We start from the raw sequence: 18040 nt of genomic DNA, 5'->3' as shown, positions 1-18040 counted from the left end.
TCGGATCATCGTCTCTCGACTGAGGATTCCCGATAGGAGTGATGGCAGATGAGCATTTCCAGATTGCGGCGAGCCGCCGTGACGCTTGCCGGTATCGCTTGCGCGAGCGCGGCAGTCGTCGCGCAGGCCGCGCCCATGTCTTTTTCCGTGCCGCTCAACGGTTCGGAGCAGGTGCCCCCGGTACAGACGAAGGCAACGGGTGACGCGAAGCTGACCTACGATCCCGATACGCGGGTCGTGACGTGGGACATTACGACCCACGACCTCTCGGGCCCCGCGACCATGGCGCACTTCCACGGCCCGGCGACGGAGGGGAAGAATGCGCCCCCAGTCGTATGGCTTTCGAAGAAGGGCTCGACGAGCACGCCGATCACGGGCCCCATCGAGGGCAAGGCGACCTTATCCGAGGAACAAGCGAAGGAGCTTATGGCAGGCGAGCTCTATATCAACGTGCACACGAAGGAGCATCCGGACGGCGAGATTCGCGGTCAAGTGATGCCGCCCAAGCAATAACTCTCGCAGCAAGCTTCAGAGATACTTCGCGAGTACGGCTGCCGCGGCACTCGCGGCAGCGAACAGCAGCAACGCGAGCCCCATCGACCCCAGCCGGGGCTCGCATACTTCCGTTGGCATCGATTTGCGGCCGCTCAGCATCGGCCATAGCAAGTTGTGACCCTTCGCCGCGGCATAGACGGCAATAGCCAGCAGATGCATCGCCACGGCGGCAACTAGTGCGTCCCACAACCATGTGTGTAAATCGGTGATCGCATTGGCGATCCACGCCGGCACCCAGGGCGTGAACGGCCCCTCGTCGGCCACATCGTTGTTCGTGTAAAGACCTGTCAACGTCTCGCCCAGCAGCAAGGCGAGCAACAGCACCACCATCCAGCCGCCTGCCGGGTTATGCCCGATCTGCAAGTCGGGCTCGCGCCATAACATTCGCCGCAAGTGATGCAGGGCCGCGGCGGGCGACGCGAGAAAACGGCGAAACCTTGCCGTATCGCTGCCGAAGCAGCCCCAAAGGATGCGAAACAGCACCAGCGCAAGCACCGCTTCACCGATCCAGGCGTGCCAATCCATCCAGTTGAGCCGTTCGGTCACATAGGCGGCCGTGACGAGCACGACGATGAGCCAATGAAAGAGCCGCGTCGGCACGTCCCAGATGAGGACGGGGCGCATATTTGCTCCTGGCGCTGCCGAATCGACATGTTTATTGTTCATAGTCGCGGTGTCCTAAGCAGGAACACGCCAAATGGTATCCCGAAACGTCGTCTTCCCTCGCGGCGTCGGAATGTCGACAAGCGTCGCACTACCAGATTGCTTGCGCGCAATAGCATCGAACGTTTGTACACCGTTAAATGGGAGTTGATATGCCGAAGGGGCAAACCATTGACTGACAAGAGCGGAGAAGTGCGCGAGCTGACCGCAACGGATATGCGTCGCTTTGGAAAGTGCGACGAAGTACTAGGCACTTCGCTCCAAGCGAAATTGGCTTGCGCGGCCGACGATACGCTTGTAGCAACCCTCAAGATCCGTCATCGAAAGCCGATATTATGTCTGGAGCTATTTCGGGCGATGCTTCGCGGTGGCGAGGACGCGACCGAATGAAGCAACGATTGCGCGTGCAGTCATCAAACGTCGCCGACAGCCAATAAGAAACCCTGGACAAGTCAACCTTTCTTCGCTGGAGACCTCGTGATTCGACAAGCACTCGTCGCCCTGCTTCTCGTGCTGGGCAGCCTCGGCAACGCGCTCGCAGGCGGCCCGGACTGCTCCAGGCCTTTCACGCTCGCGCTGCATGATCATGGCCTGCTCTATTCGCTCGATACCGATACAGGCATCGACAAGGATTTCGCCGAAGAACTGACCCGCCGCAGCGGTTGCCAGATCCGCGTCAGCCTCATGTCGCGCGCGCGGATCTGGAATCTGATCGAATCGGGCGCGCTCGATTTCAGCCTCTCGGGCATCGCCAACGAAGAGCGCGTCCGTTACGCCGACTTCGCCTGGTACTTCAGCAACAAATACTATCTGCTGGTGCGCAAGGACGCGGGCATCCGGCAATTGTCGGACTTCGAGCACAACGATGAATTCCGACTCGGCGTCATTCGGAGCTTCCGCTACAGCGAATCGGCGAACCGGCTTGTCGATTCGCTCGCCGCCGCCAACCGGGTCAGCCAGGCAGGCGGTCTCGAGCCGCTCTACGAAGCGCTCGTCCTCGATCATATTCAAGGCATGATCATCGAGCCGTTCGATTACCCGGCGATCGACGATAAGAAGATCCGCGACATCACGACGATCGTCGAATTCAACGATCCGTCGGTGCCGCACGGTCTCATCATGTCGAAGAAGGCATTGCCCCCCGAGGAGCGCGAGAAGTGGCGGGCGCTCGTCAACGAGATGCGAGCGGACGGCACGGTTCGCCGCATCTTCGAAAAGTATTTCAAACGCGACCTGGCCGATACCATGGTCGACTTCAAGTCCCCGCCGTGATCCGGGCACGCCTCGTTCTCCTACCCCTCGTGATTCTGCTGGCCGGCCTCGGCATCACGTGGGCCGTGTGGAACCATGAGCGCCAGGCGTCCCGCCATGAACTGCTTGCTCAGTTCAACTTCGAGCTCGGCGACGCCGTCGGCCGCATCGAGCAAAGGATGGCCGCTTACGAGCAGTTGCTGCGCGGCGTCCAGGCGCTATTTGTCGCCACCGGGACGATGGACCGGGCGCGGTTCCATGACTACGTGAACTCGGTCAGCTCGGATGCGAACTTCTCCGGCATCCAAGCGCTCGGGCTGGTGCAATGGGTCCCCGCGGCCGGCAAGGCCGCCCACATTGAAATGATGCGCGAGACCGTCGACCGCGAATACACGATCGTTCCGGCCGGCACTCGCGAAAGCTATGCGCCGATCGTGCAGCGCGAGCCGCCAACGGACCGACGGCGCCGAGTGCTCGGTTTCGACGCATGGGCGGTTTCCGCACGGCGGCTCGCCCTGGAGAAGTCGCGCGATTCGAGTCTTGCGGTCGTGTCCGGCAAGGTGCAGCTCGCCGTCGATGAGGGCGACGAGACGCAGCCGGGCTTCGTAATCTACCTCCCGGTGTATGCCCAAGGCGTGCCGCTCGATACCATCGAGCAGCGCCGGGCTGGGCTCATCGGGTGGGTCTATGCGTCGTTCCGGATGCGCGATGTCATCGCCAGCCTCTACGGCCAGCTTTCGCCCGGCCTCTCGCTCACCATCTACGACGGTGTCGAGCCGACCGACGCGGCGCTGCTCTATCGCTCGCCGAACGTCAACAAGCGACCGCTGGCCCAGGGCCTTTCGTCGAATGAGTACCTCGTCGTGGGCGGACACGAATGGGTGCTCTCGATGGTTGCGCTCGACGGCTTCCAGAACCGGTTCGAACGCGATTCCCAGACGCTGATTCTCGTCACGGGCACGGGCCTGAGCTTGCTGCTCGCCCTGCTGGCGTGGGTGATGGGAACAGGCCGCAACCGAGCCATGAGGCTCGCTTCGGCCATGACGAAGGAGCTGCGCATCTCCGCGGTCGCGTTCGAGTCGATGGAGGGGATGATGGTCACCGACGCGAGCGGCAGGATTTTGCGCGTCAACTCGGCCTTCACCGCGTGCACCGGCTACAGGGCCGAAGAATTGGTCGGCAAGATGCCGAGCATCTTGCAATCCGACCGTCACGACAAGGCCTTCTATCGCGACATGTGGGACACGATCCATCGCACCGGCGGCTGGCAGGGGGAAATCTGGGATCGCCGCAAGAACGGCGAGATCTACCCGAAGTGGCTGACGATCACCGCGGTGAGGGGCGACGACGGCAATGTGACGCACTACGTCGGCACGCACAACGACATTACCGAGCGCAAGATCGCCGAGGAGCGCATCAAGGAGCTCGCCTTCTTCGACGCGCTCACGCGATTGCCGAATCGCCGACTGCTATGGGACCGCCTGCGGCAAGCGATCGCCGTCAGCGCGCAGAACGAAACCTGCGGCGGCCTGCTTTTCATCGACCTTGACAACTTCAAGACGCTCAACGACACCCTCGGTCACGACAAAGGCGACATGCTGCTGCAGCAGACGGCGCAACGTCTTCTGGCCTGCGTCCGCGAAGGCGATACCGTCGCGCGCGTGGGCGGCGACGAGTTCGTGCTGGTGCTCGGCAGCTTGAGCACGAACGAACAGGACGCGGCGAGCCAGATCGAGGCAATCGGCGAAAAGATACTCGCGATGCTCGGCAAACCCTATCAGCTCGAAGGCGCCGATCATCGCAGCACGGCAAGCATCGGCGCCACGATGTTTCGCGGGCACCAGGCCACTATCGAGGAACTGCTCAAGCAGGCGGACCTCGCGATGTATAAGTCGAAAGAGCGCGGCCGCAACGCGATGTGCTTTTTCGATCCGACGATGCAAACGGTCGTCGTCGAGCGCGTGGCAATGGAGGCCGCGCTGCGCCGCGGCATCGACGAAGCGCAGTTCCTGCTCCACTATCAGGCGCAGGTGGGCGCCGGCAATCGCGTGACGGGAGCCGAGGCGCTCGTGCGCTGGCAGCATCCCGAACGCGGCATCGTGGCGCCGGCCGAGTTCATCACGCTCGCGGAAGAATCGGGGTTGGTGCTACCGCTAGGCTACAAGGTGCTCGAAGACGCCTGCGCGAGGCTCGCGCGATGGTCGGGCGAACCGGAACTCGCGCATCTCACGCTCGCCGTCAATGTCAGTGCGCAGCAGTTCCGTCAGCCAGGCTTCGTTGGCGACGTCCTCTCGATCATCGGGCGCACGGGAGCCGATCCGAACCGGCTCAAGCTCGAGCTGACCGAAAGCGTGGTAGTGGACAACGTGCAGGACATCATCGACAAGATGGCCGCGTTGAAAGCCGTCGGCGTCTCTTTCTCGCTCGACGATTTCGGCATCGGCTACTCGTCGCTTTCGTATCTAAAGCAGTTGCCGCTCGACGAACTGAAGATCGATCGCTCCTTCGTGCGCGACATCCTCATCGATCCCAACGATGCCGTCATCGCCAGGACCATCGTGGCGCTCGCTCAGAGCCTCGGCCTCGACGTCATTGCCGAGGGCGTGGAGAACGAAGCGCAGCGAGACTTCCTTGAGCGGGCGGGATGCCATGCATGGCAAGGCTACTTCTTCTGCCGTCCGGTGCCTGTAGCCGAGTTCGAGGCGTTCGCGAGCCGAAACGGATAGTGCGCACGCCTATGGAATCCGAGCCCGCGCACAGGCACACGCAAACGCAAACGCACGCGCCGATCAGCGTAGCCGTTCCCGCGCGATCCGCGCGACGACCTCGTCGACGATCGCCTCGGGCGTGTGCTCGATGCTGACCGTCATCGCCTCGTCCTCGCCGGGCTCCTCGAGCGTGTCAAGCTGGCTGCGCAGCAGCGAGGGATCGAAAAAATGCCCGGTGCGCGAGCCAAGCCGCTCGTGCAGCACCTCGAACGACCCCTTCAAATAAACGAAACACACATCGGCGTCCGCGGGCGCGCCGCCGCGCAGCACGTCGCGATAGACGCGCTTGAGCGACGAGCAGCCGAACACGGCCGTCTCGCCCGCGCGCACCTTCGCTTCGATCGCTGCGCGAATTGCCGCGAGCCACGGCCAGCGGTCGTCGTCGGTCAACGGGATGCCGTGCGCCATTTTTTCCTTATTCGCGGCGCTATGGTAGGCATCGCCATCGGTGAAGCTGCATGACAGGCGTTCGGCCAGCAGCTCGCCGACCCTCGTCTTGCCCGCACCGGATACGCCCATCACGATAAAAATCATCTTTCCTCCGTTTGCTTCCTCAAAGGACCGCCGCCAGCGCAAACGTCAATCCGAGGCCGAGCAGCGAGATGATCGTCTCGCAAAGCGACCAGGTCTTGAACGTTTGACCGACCGTCATTCCGAAATATTCTTTGATCAGCCAGAAGCCGCCGTCGTTCACGTGCGAGAAGATCAGCGAGCCGGAGCCGGTTGCGAGCACGAGCAGTTCGGGCCGAACATGAATCGTGCCCGCCGACGCGATCGGCGCGACGATGCCGCAGGCCGTCGTCATCGCGACCGTTGCCGACCCCGTCGCGAGGCGAATCAGGGCCGCGACGAACCAGCCGAAGAGCAACGGCGAAAGCTGCGCATGCGTGGCGACGGCGACGATTTGCTGAGAAATCCCGCTGTCGCGTAATACGCCGCCGAAGCCGCCGCCCGCGCCTACGATCAGCGTGATGCCGGCGATCGGCGCGAGGCAGTCCCCGCAGAACTTCTGGATCTGCTCACGCGTAAAGCCGCGTTGCGCGCCGAACGTCCAGAAGCTCACGAGCACGGCGATCAGCAATGCGACGTCGGCATTGCCGATGAAACGAAGCAGATTGTTGGGAACGGATTTCGGCGCAAAGAAGAGATCGGCCCAGCTGCCCACCAGCATCAGCAGCACCGGCAAGAGGATCGTGAAGAGCGTGATGCCGAAGCTCGGCAGTTCGCGGCGGCCGGCGCCGGGATTCGCGCCGGACGCGAGCTGCGCGCCGACCGCACCGCCCGGGTTGCCGCGATCGTTGCCGTTGCCCTGGACGAACTGCGCGGCGAGCGGATTGACGGCGGGCAGCTTGATTTGTCGGTACACGAGCAGTGCGAAGATCGGCCCCGCGACGAGCGCCGTCGGCACGCCGACGATGATCCCATACGCCACGGTCTTGCCGATGTCGGCACCGTACGCCTGCACGGCCAGCAGCGCGGCCGGGTGCGGCGGAATGAGGCCGTGCACGACGGAGAGGCCGGCCACCATCGGCAGACCGATCAAGAGCAGCGACTTGCCCGTGCGCTTGGCGACGTTGAAAGCGATCGGAATCAGCAGCACGAAGCCGACTTCGAAGAAGACGGGCAAACCGACGATGACGGCGACGAACATCATCGCCCAGTGAATATTCTTCTCTCCGAACCAGTCGATCAGCGTGGTGGCAATGCGCTCCGCGCCGCCCGATTCAGCCATCATCTTGCCGAGCATCGTCCCGAGCCCGACGACGATTGCAATATGACCGAGCGTGCCGCCGTTGCCGTTCTCGAATGACTTTACGATCTTGTCCATCGGCATGCCGGCGGCCATGCCGAGCCCGAGCGAGACGAGAATCAAGACCAGGAACGGGTACAGCTTGTAGCGCGTGATCAGCAGAATCAAAAGTGCGATGGCGATCACCGCGTAGAGAAGCAATAGGCCGCCTTGGACCGATTCCATGAAACACCTCCTTGGTGTGGATATCCATTCGACTTGTTGTACGACCGGCGCAAAGCAGTGCCGAAATCGGGGACCGCGCCGACGCTGCATTGTAGGCGGGCTCGGCATTCATGGATAGAACCGGTTCCATCAAGGAAAACCCTCGACATCAGCACTATTTGCCGGGGGCGATGCGAGAGCCAACGGTGAGTTCGACCAGCGCTATCGAGCGCGTGCGCGAGCGCCGCCGGGCGCACCGCGAATGCGATGCGCCTCGTGCTTGACTTTATTTGCGGTGACTTGCTGATGAGGTGGTGCGCGAATCAGTGCTGATGCGCGGCGAGCTCCGAAGCGCCGCGTGCGAGACGCGTGACCTCGTCCCAGTTCTGTGCCGCCAGGGCGGCCTTCGGGGTGAGCCACGAACCGCCGACGCAAACGACGTTCGGCAACGCCAGGAACGTCGGCGCGGTTTCAGCCGTGATGCCGCCGGTCGGGCAGAACTTCAGCATCGGGAAGGGCCCGTGGAACGCCTGCAGCATCGCGATGCCGCCAGCCTGTTGCGCGGGAAAGAACTTGACGATCTCATAGCCAAGCTCGAGCGCGACGAGAATATCCGTCGGCGTCATGACGCCCGGTAGCAGCGGCAGCCCTGCGTCCTCGGCCGCCTTGTGCATGTCTTTCGTGAGCCCGGGCGACACGCCGAATCGCGCGCCTGCTTTTTTCGCGAGCGCACAGTGCTCGGGTTTGGTGATCGTGCCGACGCCGACGACGATATCGGGCGCGAGCTGGCTCGCCCGCTCGATCGCCTGCAAACCGGCCGGCGTACGCAGCGTGATTTCCAGCACTTTGACGCCGCCTGCGTGGAGCGCGCGCGATACGTGCTCCCCCTGCTCGACCGAATCGAACGCGAGCACCGGAATGACCGGGCCCAAGCGGACGATGTCTTCGATCTTGTTCATAGAGGACTCCTCCTTATTTAGCGCGTCGCGTGAACGCTTGGTTCGACCGTCTCGCCAACGAGCGGCCCGAACACCGAGGCGCCCATCTCCGCCGGCATCGCAGCGGCGCGGAAGACGCCGAACAACTCGCGCCCGAAGCCGACCTCGTTCTCGGCCTGATGCTTCGGTGCTTCGACTTCGCGCGCGGCCCATGTTGCTGCGTCGATCTCGACATCGAGCACGCCGCGCTCGGCATCGATGACGACCGTGTCGCCCGTGCGCAGCTTGCCGAGGGGGCCGCCTTGTATCACCTCCGGCGACACGTGGATGACGGCCGGCACCTTGCCTGACGCACCGGACATGCGCCCGTCGGTGACGAGCGCGACCCTGAACCCTTGATCCTGCAGCACGCCCAGCAGCGGCGTGAGACGATGCAGCTCCGGCATGCCATTGGCTCGGGCGCCTTGGAAGCGGACGACGGCGACGAAATCGCGCTTGAGCTCTCCGTTGTCGAACGCTTCCTGCACCGCTTCTTGCGAATCGAAGACGATGGCCGGGGCGCGCACCGCGCGATGCTCGCGCGCGACGGCCGAAATCTTGATGACGCCTCGACCGAGCTTGCCTTGCATGAGTCGCAAGCCGCCGTCGGGCTGAAAGGGATCGCCGATCGGCCGCAGAACCTTGGTATCGCCGCTCACGTCGACGCCTTGCACCCACGTGAGCGCGCCGTCCACGAGCCGCGGCTCCTGCGTATAGCGCGACAAGCCGTTGCCGGCGACCGTCTTCACGTCTTCGTGAAGCAGTCCTCCCTCCAGCAGGTTGCGGACGAGGAACGCCATGCCGCCCGCCGCATGGTAGTGATTCACGTCCGCCTTGCCGTTCGGGTAGATCTTCGCGAGCAGTGGGACGACCGCCGAAAGCTTGTCGAAGTCGTCCCAGTCGATGACGATGCCCGCCGCGCGGGCGATCGCGACGAGATGCAGCGTATGGTTCGTCGAGCCGCCTGTGGCGAGCAGCGCGACGATGCCGTTCGCGATCGCCTTCTCGTCGATCACGTGGCCGATCGGCGTGTAATTGCCGCGCTCGACGGTGAGATCGAGCACCCGCCGCGCGGCTTCGGCTGTCAACGCATCGCGCAGCGGCGTGTGAGGATGCACGAACGCGGCCCCGGGCAAATGCAGCCCCATCACTTCCATCAGCATCTGGTTGCTGTTCGCGGTGCCGTAGAACGTGCACGTCCCATGCCCATGGTAGGCGGCCGACTCGGCTTCGAGCAACGCATCGCGGCCGACTTGCCCCGTCGCGAACTGCTGGCGGATCTTCGCCTTGTCGTCGTTCGACAGGCCGCTCGTCATCGGTCCGGCCGGCACGAAGATCGTGGGCAGATGACCGAACTGCAGCGCGCCGATCAGAAGACCCGGCACGATCTTGTCGCAGATGCCGAGGCACAGTGCGGCGTCGAACATGTTGTGGGTCAAGGCGACCGCCGTCGCCATCGCGATGACTTCGCGCGAGAAGAGCGACAGCTCCATGCCCGGATTGCCCTGCGTGATGCCGTCGCACATGGCCGGCACGCCGCCCGCGAACTGCGCGACACCGCCGGCCTCGCGCGCGGCGAGCTTGATGATGTCCGGGAAGTCCTTATAGGGCGCGTGCGCGGAGAGCATCTCGTTGTAGGACGAGACGATTCCGACGTTCGGCACGCGCATGGCCTTGATGGCGAGCTTGTCGTTGCCTTCCAGCCCGGCGAAGCCGTGCGCAAGGTTCGCGCACGAAAGCGTGCCGCGCGCCGGGAACTGTCCCTGGGCCGCGTCGATGCGCGCGAGATACGCCGACCGCGTCGGCTTGCTGCGCGCGATGATGCGCTCGGTCACTTCGATCAGCGTGGGATGCAGCGAAGCCATGGGAGAACGCTCCTTTGCTTTGAAAAACGGCGAGCACCGCAATCTTGGCTCGCTTTCGATCGCAACGACGCGGTGACGGCAGCCACCGGACAGAACAGCAAGGCCTACTGAGCGCACGAAGTTTAGTAGAAAAACTACATCACAGCAATGGGCAGCACACCCAATGCCGATGAACCCGCCTTCCTGCTCTGTACGGTTTAAGCAACTAGCTAAAACAGGCCGTAGCGAAATTGTGTAGATTTTCTACACGCGAGCAGCGATACTGTTCCGACGATCGATCCATTGCGCACAACGCGTGCCCTTCGCCATGCTTGCCCGAATCGAAACGATGCGCGCGCAGCTGCGCCCGTCGGAACGCAAACTCGCCGATTACATCCTCGATACCCCGCGCGAGGTACTCGATCTCGCCATGACCGAGCTGGCCGAGCGCGTCGGTGTCAGCCAGCCGACGATCGCGCGCTTCTGCCACGCGCTCGGCTGCGGAGGATTCCGCGAATTCAAGATCAGGCTCGCACAAAGCATCGCGCAGGGCCTGCCGTCCGTCTATCGCGACGTACGACCCGACGAGCCGGCACCGGGCGTCGTGGCCAAGGTATTCGATCGGACCATCGGGGCGCTCATCGAGGTGCGCAACAGCTTGTCGGCGGCGAGCATCGCGAAGGCGATCGATCTGCTCGCCGAGGCCTCGCGCATCGAGTTCTATGGCGCCGGCGGCTCGGGCATCGCCGCGCAGGACATTCAGCACAAATTCTTCCGCCTCGGCATTCCAAGCGTCGCCTACGCGGATCCGCACACGTACTCGATGTCGGCCGCGCTGCTCTCGGCAGGCGATGTCGTCGTGGCGATCTCGAACACGGGCCGCACACGCGATATCGTGGATGCGGCGCAATCGGCGCTCGATTGCGGCGCGAAGGTCGTTGCGATCACGCATGGCAACTCCCCGCTCGCGCAGATCGCGACGGTGAGCCTCATCGCGAACGTCACCGAGGAAACCGATGTGTTTTCGCCGATGACCTCGCGCATGTCGCATCTTGCGATCGGGGACATTCTCGCCGTCGGCGTCGCGCTGCGGCGCGGACCCGAGCTTGCCGATAAGCTCGGGCGCGCGAAGGCGACGATCACGCGTCGCCGCATCGACGGGAGTGGATAGGACGCGCGCGGAACGTCGCGCTCAGAACGGCTTCAAGACGACGAGCGCAACCGCGGCGAGCAGGCCGAGCACGGGCAGTTCGTTGAATAACCGATACCAGCGGTGCGAGCGGCGGTTTTCGCCGCGTTCGAACGTGGCGAGCAAACGCCCGCAGTAGAAGTGATAGAGGACGAGCAGCACGACGACGCCCACCTTCGCGTGGATCCAGCCCTGCCCCGCGCCAATGCCGATCACGAGCCAGAGCCAGAGCCCGCACGCGAGCGCCGGCACGGCGATGAAGGTCATGAAACGAAACAGCTTGCGCGCCATCACGAGCAGACGCTTCACGGCCGCCGGCTCGGTTTCCATCGCGAGATTGACGAAGATGCGCGGAAGATAGAAAAGCCCGGCGAACCAGGCGGCCACGAGCACGATATGAAACGTCTTGATCCAGAGCATTGGCGATTTATTCGAAACTTGTTACTGGCGCCCCTCGCCGTGCCGCAGTACGACATTCCATAGCATCGGCGATTTGTTTAAAACCTGTTACTGGCGCCCCTCGCCGTGCCCCAGCACGACGTACTTCAGCGACGTGAGGCCCTCGAGCCCGACCGGGCCGCGCGCGTGCAGCTTGTCGTTCGAAATGCCGATCTCGGCGCCGAGCCCGTATTCGAAGCCGTCCGCGAAGCGCGTCGACGCATTCACCATCACGCTCGCCGAATCGACCTCGCGCAAAAACCGCATCGCGCGATCGTGATCTTCGGTGACGATCGCATCGGTATGAGCCGAGCCGTATGTGTTGATGTGCTCGATCGCGGCATCGATGCCGTCGACGACCTTGATGGACAGGATGGGCGCCAGATATTCGGTGCGCCAGTCTTCTTCCGTCGCATCGACGAGCCCGAGCGCGGGCGTGTCGCCCCCGCACGCCGTCTCGAGCACGGCGCGCGACGCCGCATCGACGCGCAGTTCGACGCCTTTGTCGCGATAGAGGCGCGCTAGCGGCGGCAGAACGGCACGCGCGATGCCGCGCCCCACGAGCAGCGTCTCCATCGTGTTGCAGGTGCCGTAGCGCTGCGTCTTCGCGTTGTCGCAGACGGCGAGCGCCTTCGCCACGTCGGCGCGGTCGTCGACATAGACGTGGCAAATGCCATCGAGATGCTTGATCATCGGCACGCGCGCTTCCTCGATCAGCCGTGCGATGAGGCTCTTGCCGCCGCGCGGCACGATCACGTCGACATACTCGGTCATCGTGATCAGCTTGCCGACGGCAGCCCGATCGGCCGTCTCGACGACCTGCACGGCATCGCGCGGCAAGCCGGCCGCCGCGAGCCCCTCACCTATCAGCGCCGCGAGCGCCGTATTCGACGCGAGCGCCTCGGAGCCGCCGCGCAGGATCGTCGCATTGCCCGACTTCAGGCAAAGCGCGGCCGCGTCGATCGTGACGTTCGGGCGCGACTCGTAGATGATCCCGACCACGCCGAGCGGCACACGCATGCGTCCCACCTGAATGCCGCTCGGGCGGTACTTGAGACCGTCGATCTCACCGATCGGATCGGGCAACGCCGCCACTTGGCGCAGCCCCTCCACCATCGTCGATAGCGCCTTGTCAGAAAGCGTGAGGCGGTCGACGAACGCCGCGTCGAATCCTTTTTCGCGCGCACTGGCCACGTCCCGCGCATTGGCTTCTTTCAGCGCGGCGGCCTCGCGTTCGATCGCGCGCGCGATCGATTCGAGGGCGTCGTTCTTCGCCGCCGTCGTGGCACGTGCCATCGCGCGGGAAGCCTGGCGGGCCCTGCGGCCGACGCCGCTCATGTAGTCGTCGATGTTCATAATCATTCTCATAGCGAATGGCGCGCCGACGTCGAAGCGCCATGCCTGCAAACGGGGATTCACCGATTGTAAGCGGAACCCGCGCAATCGAGCGTGGGCCGGCGTGCTTAGGTCGCAGCCCGCGAATCGGCGCCTCGACGCTTTTCCGGCGCCGCGACGAGCGCCGCGAGCTCGAAGAGGCCGTCCCATGGATCGGGGGGCAACGGCTCGCGGCGGCGTGCGCCCGGCACACTGCCTGTGAGCCCCTTCACCTGCCTGTCGAGGGCGGCGGCGAGCGCCAGCCCCTCTTCGAGCCGAGCCTCGGTCAAGCGCGCCAGCGCCGGCCCGACGAGCCGCTCGCGTGGCCCCCAGACGCGGTTCTCACGCAAGAGCACGGCGAGCGGCTTGCCGGCCGCAATCCCGCGCTTGATCCGGAGCAGCGTGCGCACCTCTTCGGACAACGCCCAGAGCACGAGGACAGCCGCCTCGCCTTCGCCCTTCAATCCGTCGATCATGCGCGCGAGCCGGGCGACGTCGCCCGCGAGCATCGCCTCGTTGAGCTTGAACACGTCGTAGCGCGCCACGTTGAGTACGGCGTCGTGCACCGCGTCGAACGTCAGTGTGCCGGCCGGATAGAGCAGCCCGAGCTTCTGGATTTCCTGGTGCGCCGCGAGCAAATTGCCCTCGACGCGCTCCGCGATGAATTGCAGCGCGCGCCGCCCCTCCTCGCCCGCCGCGACGCGCTGCCCCTGTTGGGCGAGCCGCTGCGCCACCCAGTTCGGCAATTGCGCGCGCTCGATGGGATCGATGCGCAACGCCACACCGGCATCGGTGAGCGCGGCAAACCATGCGGCTTTTTGCGTCGCCGCATCCAGGCGCGGCAGCGTGACGAGCATCAGCAGATCGGGGTTGCCGGCCGACGCCAGCGCCTTCAGCGCATCGGCGCCGTCCTTGCCCGGCTTGCCCGACGGGATCCGCAGCTCGATCAGTTGCCGCTCGCCGAACAGCGACATCGATTGGCTCGCGCCGATCAGTGCGCTCCAGTCGAAGCTGCGCTCGACCGTGAACACCGAACGTTCCGTGAAGCCGGCCGCGCGCGCCGCCGCGCGAATACGGTCGCAGGCTTCCTGAACGAGCAGATGCTCGTCGCCGTAGACGACGTAGAGGCTTCCGAGCCCCTTGGCGAGATGCGCTTCGAGCGCGTCGAGTCGCAGTTGCATGCGAATCCGATACGAGTGCCGGCGGATGAAGGCGGACGCGGCGGCCGGCCGTCAGAGCGGCGGCGGCGGCAGCGGCGCGCGCGGCGCCACACCCGGCACTTGCTGGCCCGGTCCGGGATGCAGCGAGTGCACGGCCGCGAGACGCCGAGTGAGCTGATCGACGGCGTCGTTTTGCATGTCCGCGTAGAGCAGCTCCGATTCCTGCGACTTCGCGAGCGTGTACTGGGTGCTATAGGTCATCGCGCGGTTGAGCGCAATGACGCTCGGCGGAATCAGCACCGTGCCGTCGACGCCTGTCAGCGTATAGCTGAGCGAGTAGTTGAGCTGATACTCTTCCGCGATGCCGAGCGAGCTCAGCGTCAATATCGACTGGCCGCGACCCTCGCTGACGCTCAGGATCGCGTCGGCATCGGCCGTCGACTTGACGATGACCGTATCGCTGCCGCCTTGCACCATGCGGGCGAGACGCGCGGCGACCGGTGCCGGCGCGCCGACGATCGCGAGCCGCTTGAACGCGTAGTCCTGCTGTCCGCGCAGTTGAAAGCCGCACGCGCTCAGCATCATCGCGCCGCAAGCGAGGGCAAGAAACGATCGGCGAATCACGTTGTAGGTTCCCCTGTTCTATCGCTGCGAGGCCTCATCCCGAGCCCGCCGTCAGACGACGATGTTCACGAGCCGTCCCGGCACCACGACGATCTTTTTCGCCGGCTTGCCTTCGCCGAAACGCGCGAACATCTCGTGCGCAAGCGCCGCGCTTTCGATGGCCTCGCGCGGCGCATCCTTCGCGATCGTCAGCGCGCCGCGAACTTTGCCGTTCACCTGCAGCACGAGCTCGATCTCGGCCTGCTCGAGCGCTTTTTCGTCGACCTTCGGCCACGGCGCATCGAGCAGCGGGCCGAACTCGTCCGCGTAGCCGAGCGAGCCCCACAGCGCATGCGTGACGTGCGGCACGACCGGATAGAGCACACGCAGCAAGATGCCATAGCATTCGCGCACCACCGGCGCGTGGCCGTTCTTCGCGGCTTCGAGCGCGTTGAGCATTTTCATCGCCGCCGAAACGACCGTGTTGTACTGCAGGCGCTGATAGTCGAAATCGGCTTGCTTGAGCACGCCATGGATCTCGCGCCGGAACGTCTTGTCGGCCTCGGCGAGCGAGCCGGCATCGAGCGCGCCGCGTGCCGTCAAGGTCGGACGGTTCGCATATGCGAACGACCAGAGGCGCCGCAAGAAACGGCTCGCGCCTTCGACGCCCGCGCCCGACCATTCGAGCTGTTGCTCGGGCGGCGACGCGAACATCGTGAACAGACGCGCGGTATCGGCGCCGTATTGATCGATGAGCAGCTGCGGATCGACGCCGTTGTTCTTCGACTTCGACATCTTCTCGATGCCGCCGAGCTGCACGGGCTGACCGTCCGAGTTCAGGGTCGCACCGATCGGCCGGCCTTTCTCGTCGTGCGAGACCGTGACGTCGGCTGGGTTGTACCAGGTCTTCTTGCCCGACGCGTCTTCGCGATAGAACGTTTCGTTGAGCACCATGCCCTGCGTGAGCAGGTTTTTCGCCGGCTCGCCGAACGAAACGAGGCCCATGTCGCGCATCACCTTCGCCCAGAACCGCGAGTACAGCAGGTGCAGGATCGCGTGCTCGATGCCGCCGATGTATTGATCCATCGGCATCCAGTAATCGGTGCGCGCGTCGACCATCGTCGGCGCATCGGGACATGCGTAGCGCGAGAAGTACCAGGCCGAATCGACGAACGTATCCATCGTGTCCGTTTCGCGTTTCGCCTGCGCACCGCATTTGGGGCACGCGCAGTTAAGGAACGCTTCGGACTTGGCGAGCGGATTGCCGGTGCCGTCCGGCACGAGATCTTCGGGCAGCACGACGGGCAGGTCCTGCTCGGGCACGGGCACGTCGCCGCACGAAGGGCAGTGGATGATCGGGATCGGCGTGCCCCAATAGCGCTGGCGCGAAATGCCCCAGTCGCGCAGGCGCCACGTCACGCGCTTGTCGCCGAGACCAAGCGCGTTCAAGTCCGCCGCGATCGCGTCGACGGCGTCCTGATGCGACAGGCCGTCGTACTTGCCGCTCTCGATGCAGACGACGCCCTCCTTGTCGGCGTACCAGTCCTGCCAGGCATCGGTCGAATAGTCGAAGCCGGCTTTCGCGATGACCTGCTTGATCGGTAGACCATATTTCTTCGCGAACGCGAAATCGCGCTCGTCGTGCGCGGGCACGCCCATGACCGCGCCTTCGCCGTAGCTCATCAGCACGTAGTTGCCGATCCAGACCTCCACGCGCTCTTGAGTGAGCGGATGCGTGACGAAAAAGCCGGTCGGCACGCCTTTCTTTTCCATCGTGGCGATATCGGCCTCGGCCACTCCGCCATGCCGGCATTCGTCGATGAACGCCTGCAGCTCGGGCTTGTCCTGAACGAGGCGTGCCGCGAGCGGATGCTCGGCCGCGATGGCGCAAAAGGTCACGCCCATGATCGTGTCGGCGCGCGTCGTGAAGACGCGAAGCAGCTTCTTCTCGCCATCCAGCTGGTACGGAAAGCCGAAGTTCACGCCATAGCTCTTGCCGATCCAGTTCTGCTGCATCACCTTCACGCGCTCGGGCCAGCCGAGGCCGTCGAGGTCGTTCAGCAGCTCGTCGGCATAGTCGGTGATCCGCATGTAGTACATCGGAATCTCGCGCTTCTCGACGACCGCGCCCGAACGCCAGCCCCGCCCGTCGATCACCTGCTCGTTCGCAAGCACGGTCTGGTCGACAGGGTCCCAGTTCACGGTGCCGGTCTTTTTATAGGCGATGCCCTTCTCGAGCATCTTCAGAAAGAGCCACTGATTCCACTTGTAGTAGTCGGGCTTGCAGGTCGCGACCTCGCGCGACCAGTCGATCGCCAGCCCCATCGACTGCATCTGCCCCTTCATGTAGGCAATGTTGTCGTAGGTCCACTTCGCGGGCGGCACGCCGTTCGCCATCGCCGCGTTCTCGGCCGGCATTCCGAACGCATCCCAGCCCATCGGCATCAGCACGTTGTAGCCGTTCATCCGCAAATAGCGGTACATGACGTCGTTGATCGTGTAGTTGCGCACATGCCCCATGTGCAGCTTGCCCGACGGATACGGCAGCATCGACACGCAGTAGAACTTCGGCTTGGCCGGAATCTCCTCGCTCCGGTAAGCGTTGGATGCGCGCCAATCTGCCTGGGCAGCGGCTTCGATATCGGCGGGTAAGTATCTTTCTTGCATGGGCGTGGTTTGGGCTGGTATCTCTTGGCGCTTCGTCTCGTCGGCCGCTTCGGCTTGCTCGCGCGCGGGACAGGAGGCCCGCGTGAAAATCACGGCGTTGGAAAGCGCGTCCCCTCTCGCGAAGGGAAAGGGTCGATTATACCGTCGGAGCAGACGTCAACGCGCTGCGGGACTTTGCGGTGGGGGCGGCTCGGTCACGAAACCGATCCGCTCGAGGCCGGCCTGCTGAGCCGCGCCCATGACCTGGGCGATGATGTCGTAACGCGTGGCGCGTGCCGCGCGCAAGTGGATCTCGGGAGGCTGCGGCGCTTTGCCCGCCGCGGCCAACGCCGCGCGCACGGCCTCGAGCGAAGACGGTTTGCCGTTCCAGTAGAGCTTGCCCGCATCGTCGATCGAAAGCGTGATCGTCTGCGGCGTCTGCCGCGCCGGCGCCGACGAAACCTTCGGCAGATCGAGGCGGATCGCGTGCGTGAGCAACGGCGCGGTGATGATGAAGATGACGAGCAGCACGAGCATGACGTCGATGAGCGGCGTCATGTTGATGTCCGCCATCGGCGCGGCTTCATGATGCCCGTCGAATCCGCCGAATGCCATCGT

Annotated in this window: 15 protein-coding genes; 4 read left to right on the top strand and 11 right to left on the bottom strand. The window is 64.3% G+C overall.

Translation table 11 applies throughout. The annotated features are described in order from the left end of the window. Positions 1-48 precede the first annotated feature (48 nt). Positions 49-513, top strand: a complete 465-nt coding sequence (locus B0G57_RS19725) for a CHRD domain-containing protein (protein ID WP_018439914.1) — start codon at positions 49-51, stop codon at positions 511-513. A 15-nt stretch (positions 514-528) separates the two neighbouring features. On the opposite strand, the gene B0G57_RS19720 is transcribed toward B0G57_RS19725, so the two are convergent. Beyond that, on the bottom strand, positions 529-1179 hold the full coding sequence (locus B0G57_RS19720; RefSeq protein WP_018439913.1) for a cytochrome b/b6 domain-containing protein: 651 nt from the start codon (positions 1177-1179) through the stop codon (positions 529-531). A gap of 516 nt (positions 1180-1695) precedes the next feature. Between B0G57_RS19720 and B0G57_RS19715 the strand changes: the two genes are divergently transcribed. Both B0G57_RS19715 and B0G57_RS19710 read left to right on the top strand, forming a co-directional pair. Then, positions 1696-2490 carry a substrate-binding periplasmic protein gene (locus B0G57_RS19715; RefSeq protein WP_018439911.1) on the top strand — a complete coding sequence of 265 codons (795 nt, stop codon included), beginning with the start codon at positions 1696-1698 and terminating at the stop codon, positions 2488-2490. Next, positions 2487-5195 carry a bifunctional diguanylate cyclase/phosphodiesterase gene (locus B0G57_RS19710; RefSeq protein ID WP_018439910.1) on the top strand — a complete coding sequence of 903 codons (2709 nt, stop codon included), beginning with the start codon at positions 2487-2489 and terminating at the stop codon, positions 5193-5195. Before B0G57_RS19715 ends, B0G57_RS19710 begins: the two co-directional genes overlap by 4 nt. Before the next feature lie 63 nt (positions 5196-5258). Here the strand turns inward: B0G57_RS19710 and B0G57_RS19705 are convergent, their stop codons facing one another. The 4 genes from B0G57_RS19705 to edd all read right to left on the bottom strand — a co-directional run bounded on the left by B0G57_RS19705 (position 5259) and on the right by edd (position 10033). Next, positions 5259-5771 carry a gluconokinase gene (locus tag B0G57_RS19705; RefSeq protein WP_018439909.1) on the bottom strand — a complete coding sequence of 171 codons (513 nt, stop codon included), beginning with the start codon at positions 5769-5771 and terminating at the stop codon, positions 5259-5261. A 19-nt stretch (positions 5772-5790) separates the two neighbouring features. Then, entirely contained in the window at positions 5791-7212 is a 1422-nt protein-coding gene (locus B0G57_RS19700; protein WP_018439908.1) for a GntT/GntP/DsdX family permease, read from the bottom strand. Positions 7213-7514: 302 nt separating this feature from the next. Then, a complete protein-coding gene (gene eda / locus B0G57_RS19695; RefSeq protein WP_018439907.1) occupies positions 7515-8150 on the bottom strand; it encodes a bifunctional 4-hydroxy-2-oxoglutarate aldolase/2-dehydro-3-deoxy-phosphogluconate aldolase in 636 nt (211 codons plus the stop codon). A 17-nt stretch (positions 8151-8167) separates the two neighbouring features. Next, positions 8168-10033: a phosphogluconate dehydratase gene (edd, locus tag B0G57_RS19690; RefSeq protein ID WP_018439906.1), complete on the bottom strand. Its 1866-nt coding sequence runs from the start codon at positions 10031-10033 to the stop codon at positions 8168-8170. A gap of 307 nt (positions 10034-10340) precedes the next feature. Between edd and B0G57_RS19685 the strand changes: the two genes are divergently transcribed. After that, the gene (locus tag B0G57_RS19685; RefSeq protein WP_018439905.1) at positions 10341-11183 is read left to right on the top strand and encodes a MurR/RpiR family transcriptional regulator; all 843 of its coding nucleotides are present in this window, start codon (positions 10341-10343) and stop codon (positions 11181-11183) included. A 21-nt stretch (positions 11184-11204) separates the two neighbouring features. Here B0G57_RS19685 and B0G57_RS19680 read toward each other — a convergent pair whose 3' ends face one another. From B0G57_RS19680 to B0G57_RS19655, 6 genes are all read right to left on the bottom strand, one after another. Beyond that, positions 11205-11621 (bottom strand): CopD family protein, encoded by a 417-nt coding sequence (locus tag B0G57_RS19680; protein ID WP_018439904.1) that lies wholly within the window; start codon positions 11619-11621, stop codon positions 11205-11207. Positions 11622-11708: 87 nt separating this feature from the next. Further along, positions 11709-12995, bottom strand: coding sequence for a glutamate-5-semialdehyde dehydrogenase (locus tag B0G57_RS19675; RefSeq protein WP_018439903.1), 1287 nt, complete (start codon positions 12993-12995; stop codon positions 11709-11711). Between the two features lie 107 nt (positions 12996-13102). After that, entirely contained in the window at positions 13103-14194 is a 1092-nt protein-coding gene (holA, locus tag B0G57_RS19670) for a DNA polymerase III subunit delta (protein ID WP_018439902.1), read from the bottom strand. 51 nt (positions 14195-14245) lie between these two features. Continuing rightward, a complete protein-coding gene (locus B0G57_RS19665) occupies positions 14246-14797 on the bottom strand; it encodes an LPS-assembly lipoprotein LptE (RefSeq protein WP_020566099.1) in 552 nt (183 codons plus the stop codon). Positions 14798-14848: 51 nt separating this feature from the next. Beyond that, entirely contained in the window at positions 14849-17443 is a 2595-nt protein-coding gene (gene leuS / locus B0G57_RS19660) for a leucine--tRNA ligase (protein WP_026229528.1), read from the bottom strand. A gap of 156 nt (positions 17444-17599) precedes the next feature. Continuing rightward, entirely contained in the window at positions 17600-18037 is a 438-nt protein-coding gene (locus B0G57_RS19655) for an ExbD/TolR family protein (protein ID WP_018439899.1), read from the bottom strand. Positions 18038-18040 lie beyond the last annotated feature (3 nt).

This window comes from Trinickia symbiotica, from assembly GCF_002934455.1.
Lineage (GTDB): Bacteria > Pseudomonadota > Gammaproteobacteria > Burkholderiales > Burkholderiaceae > Trinickia > Trinickia symbiotica.
This window is presented reverse-complemented; position numbering and strand designations above follow the sequence as displayed.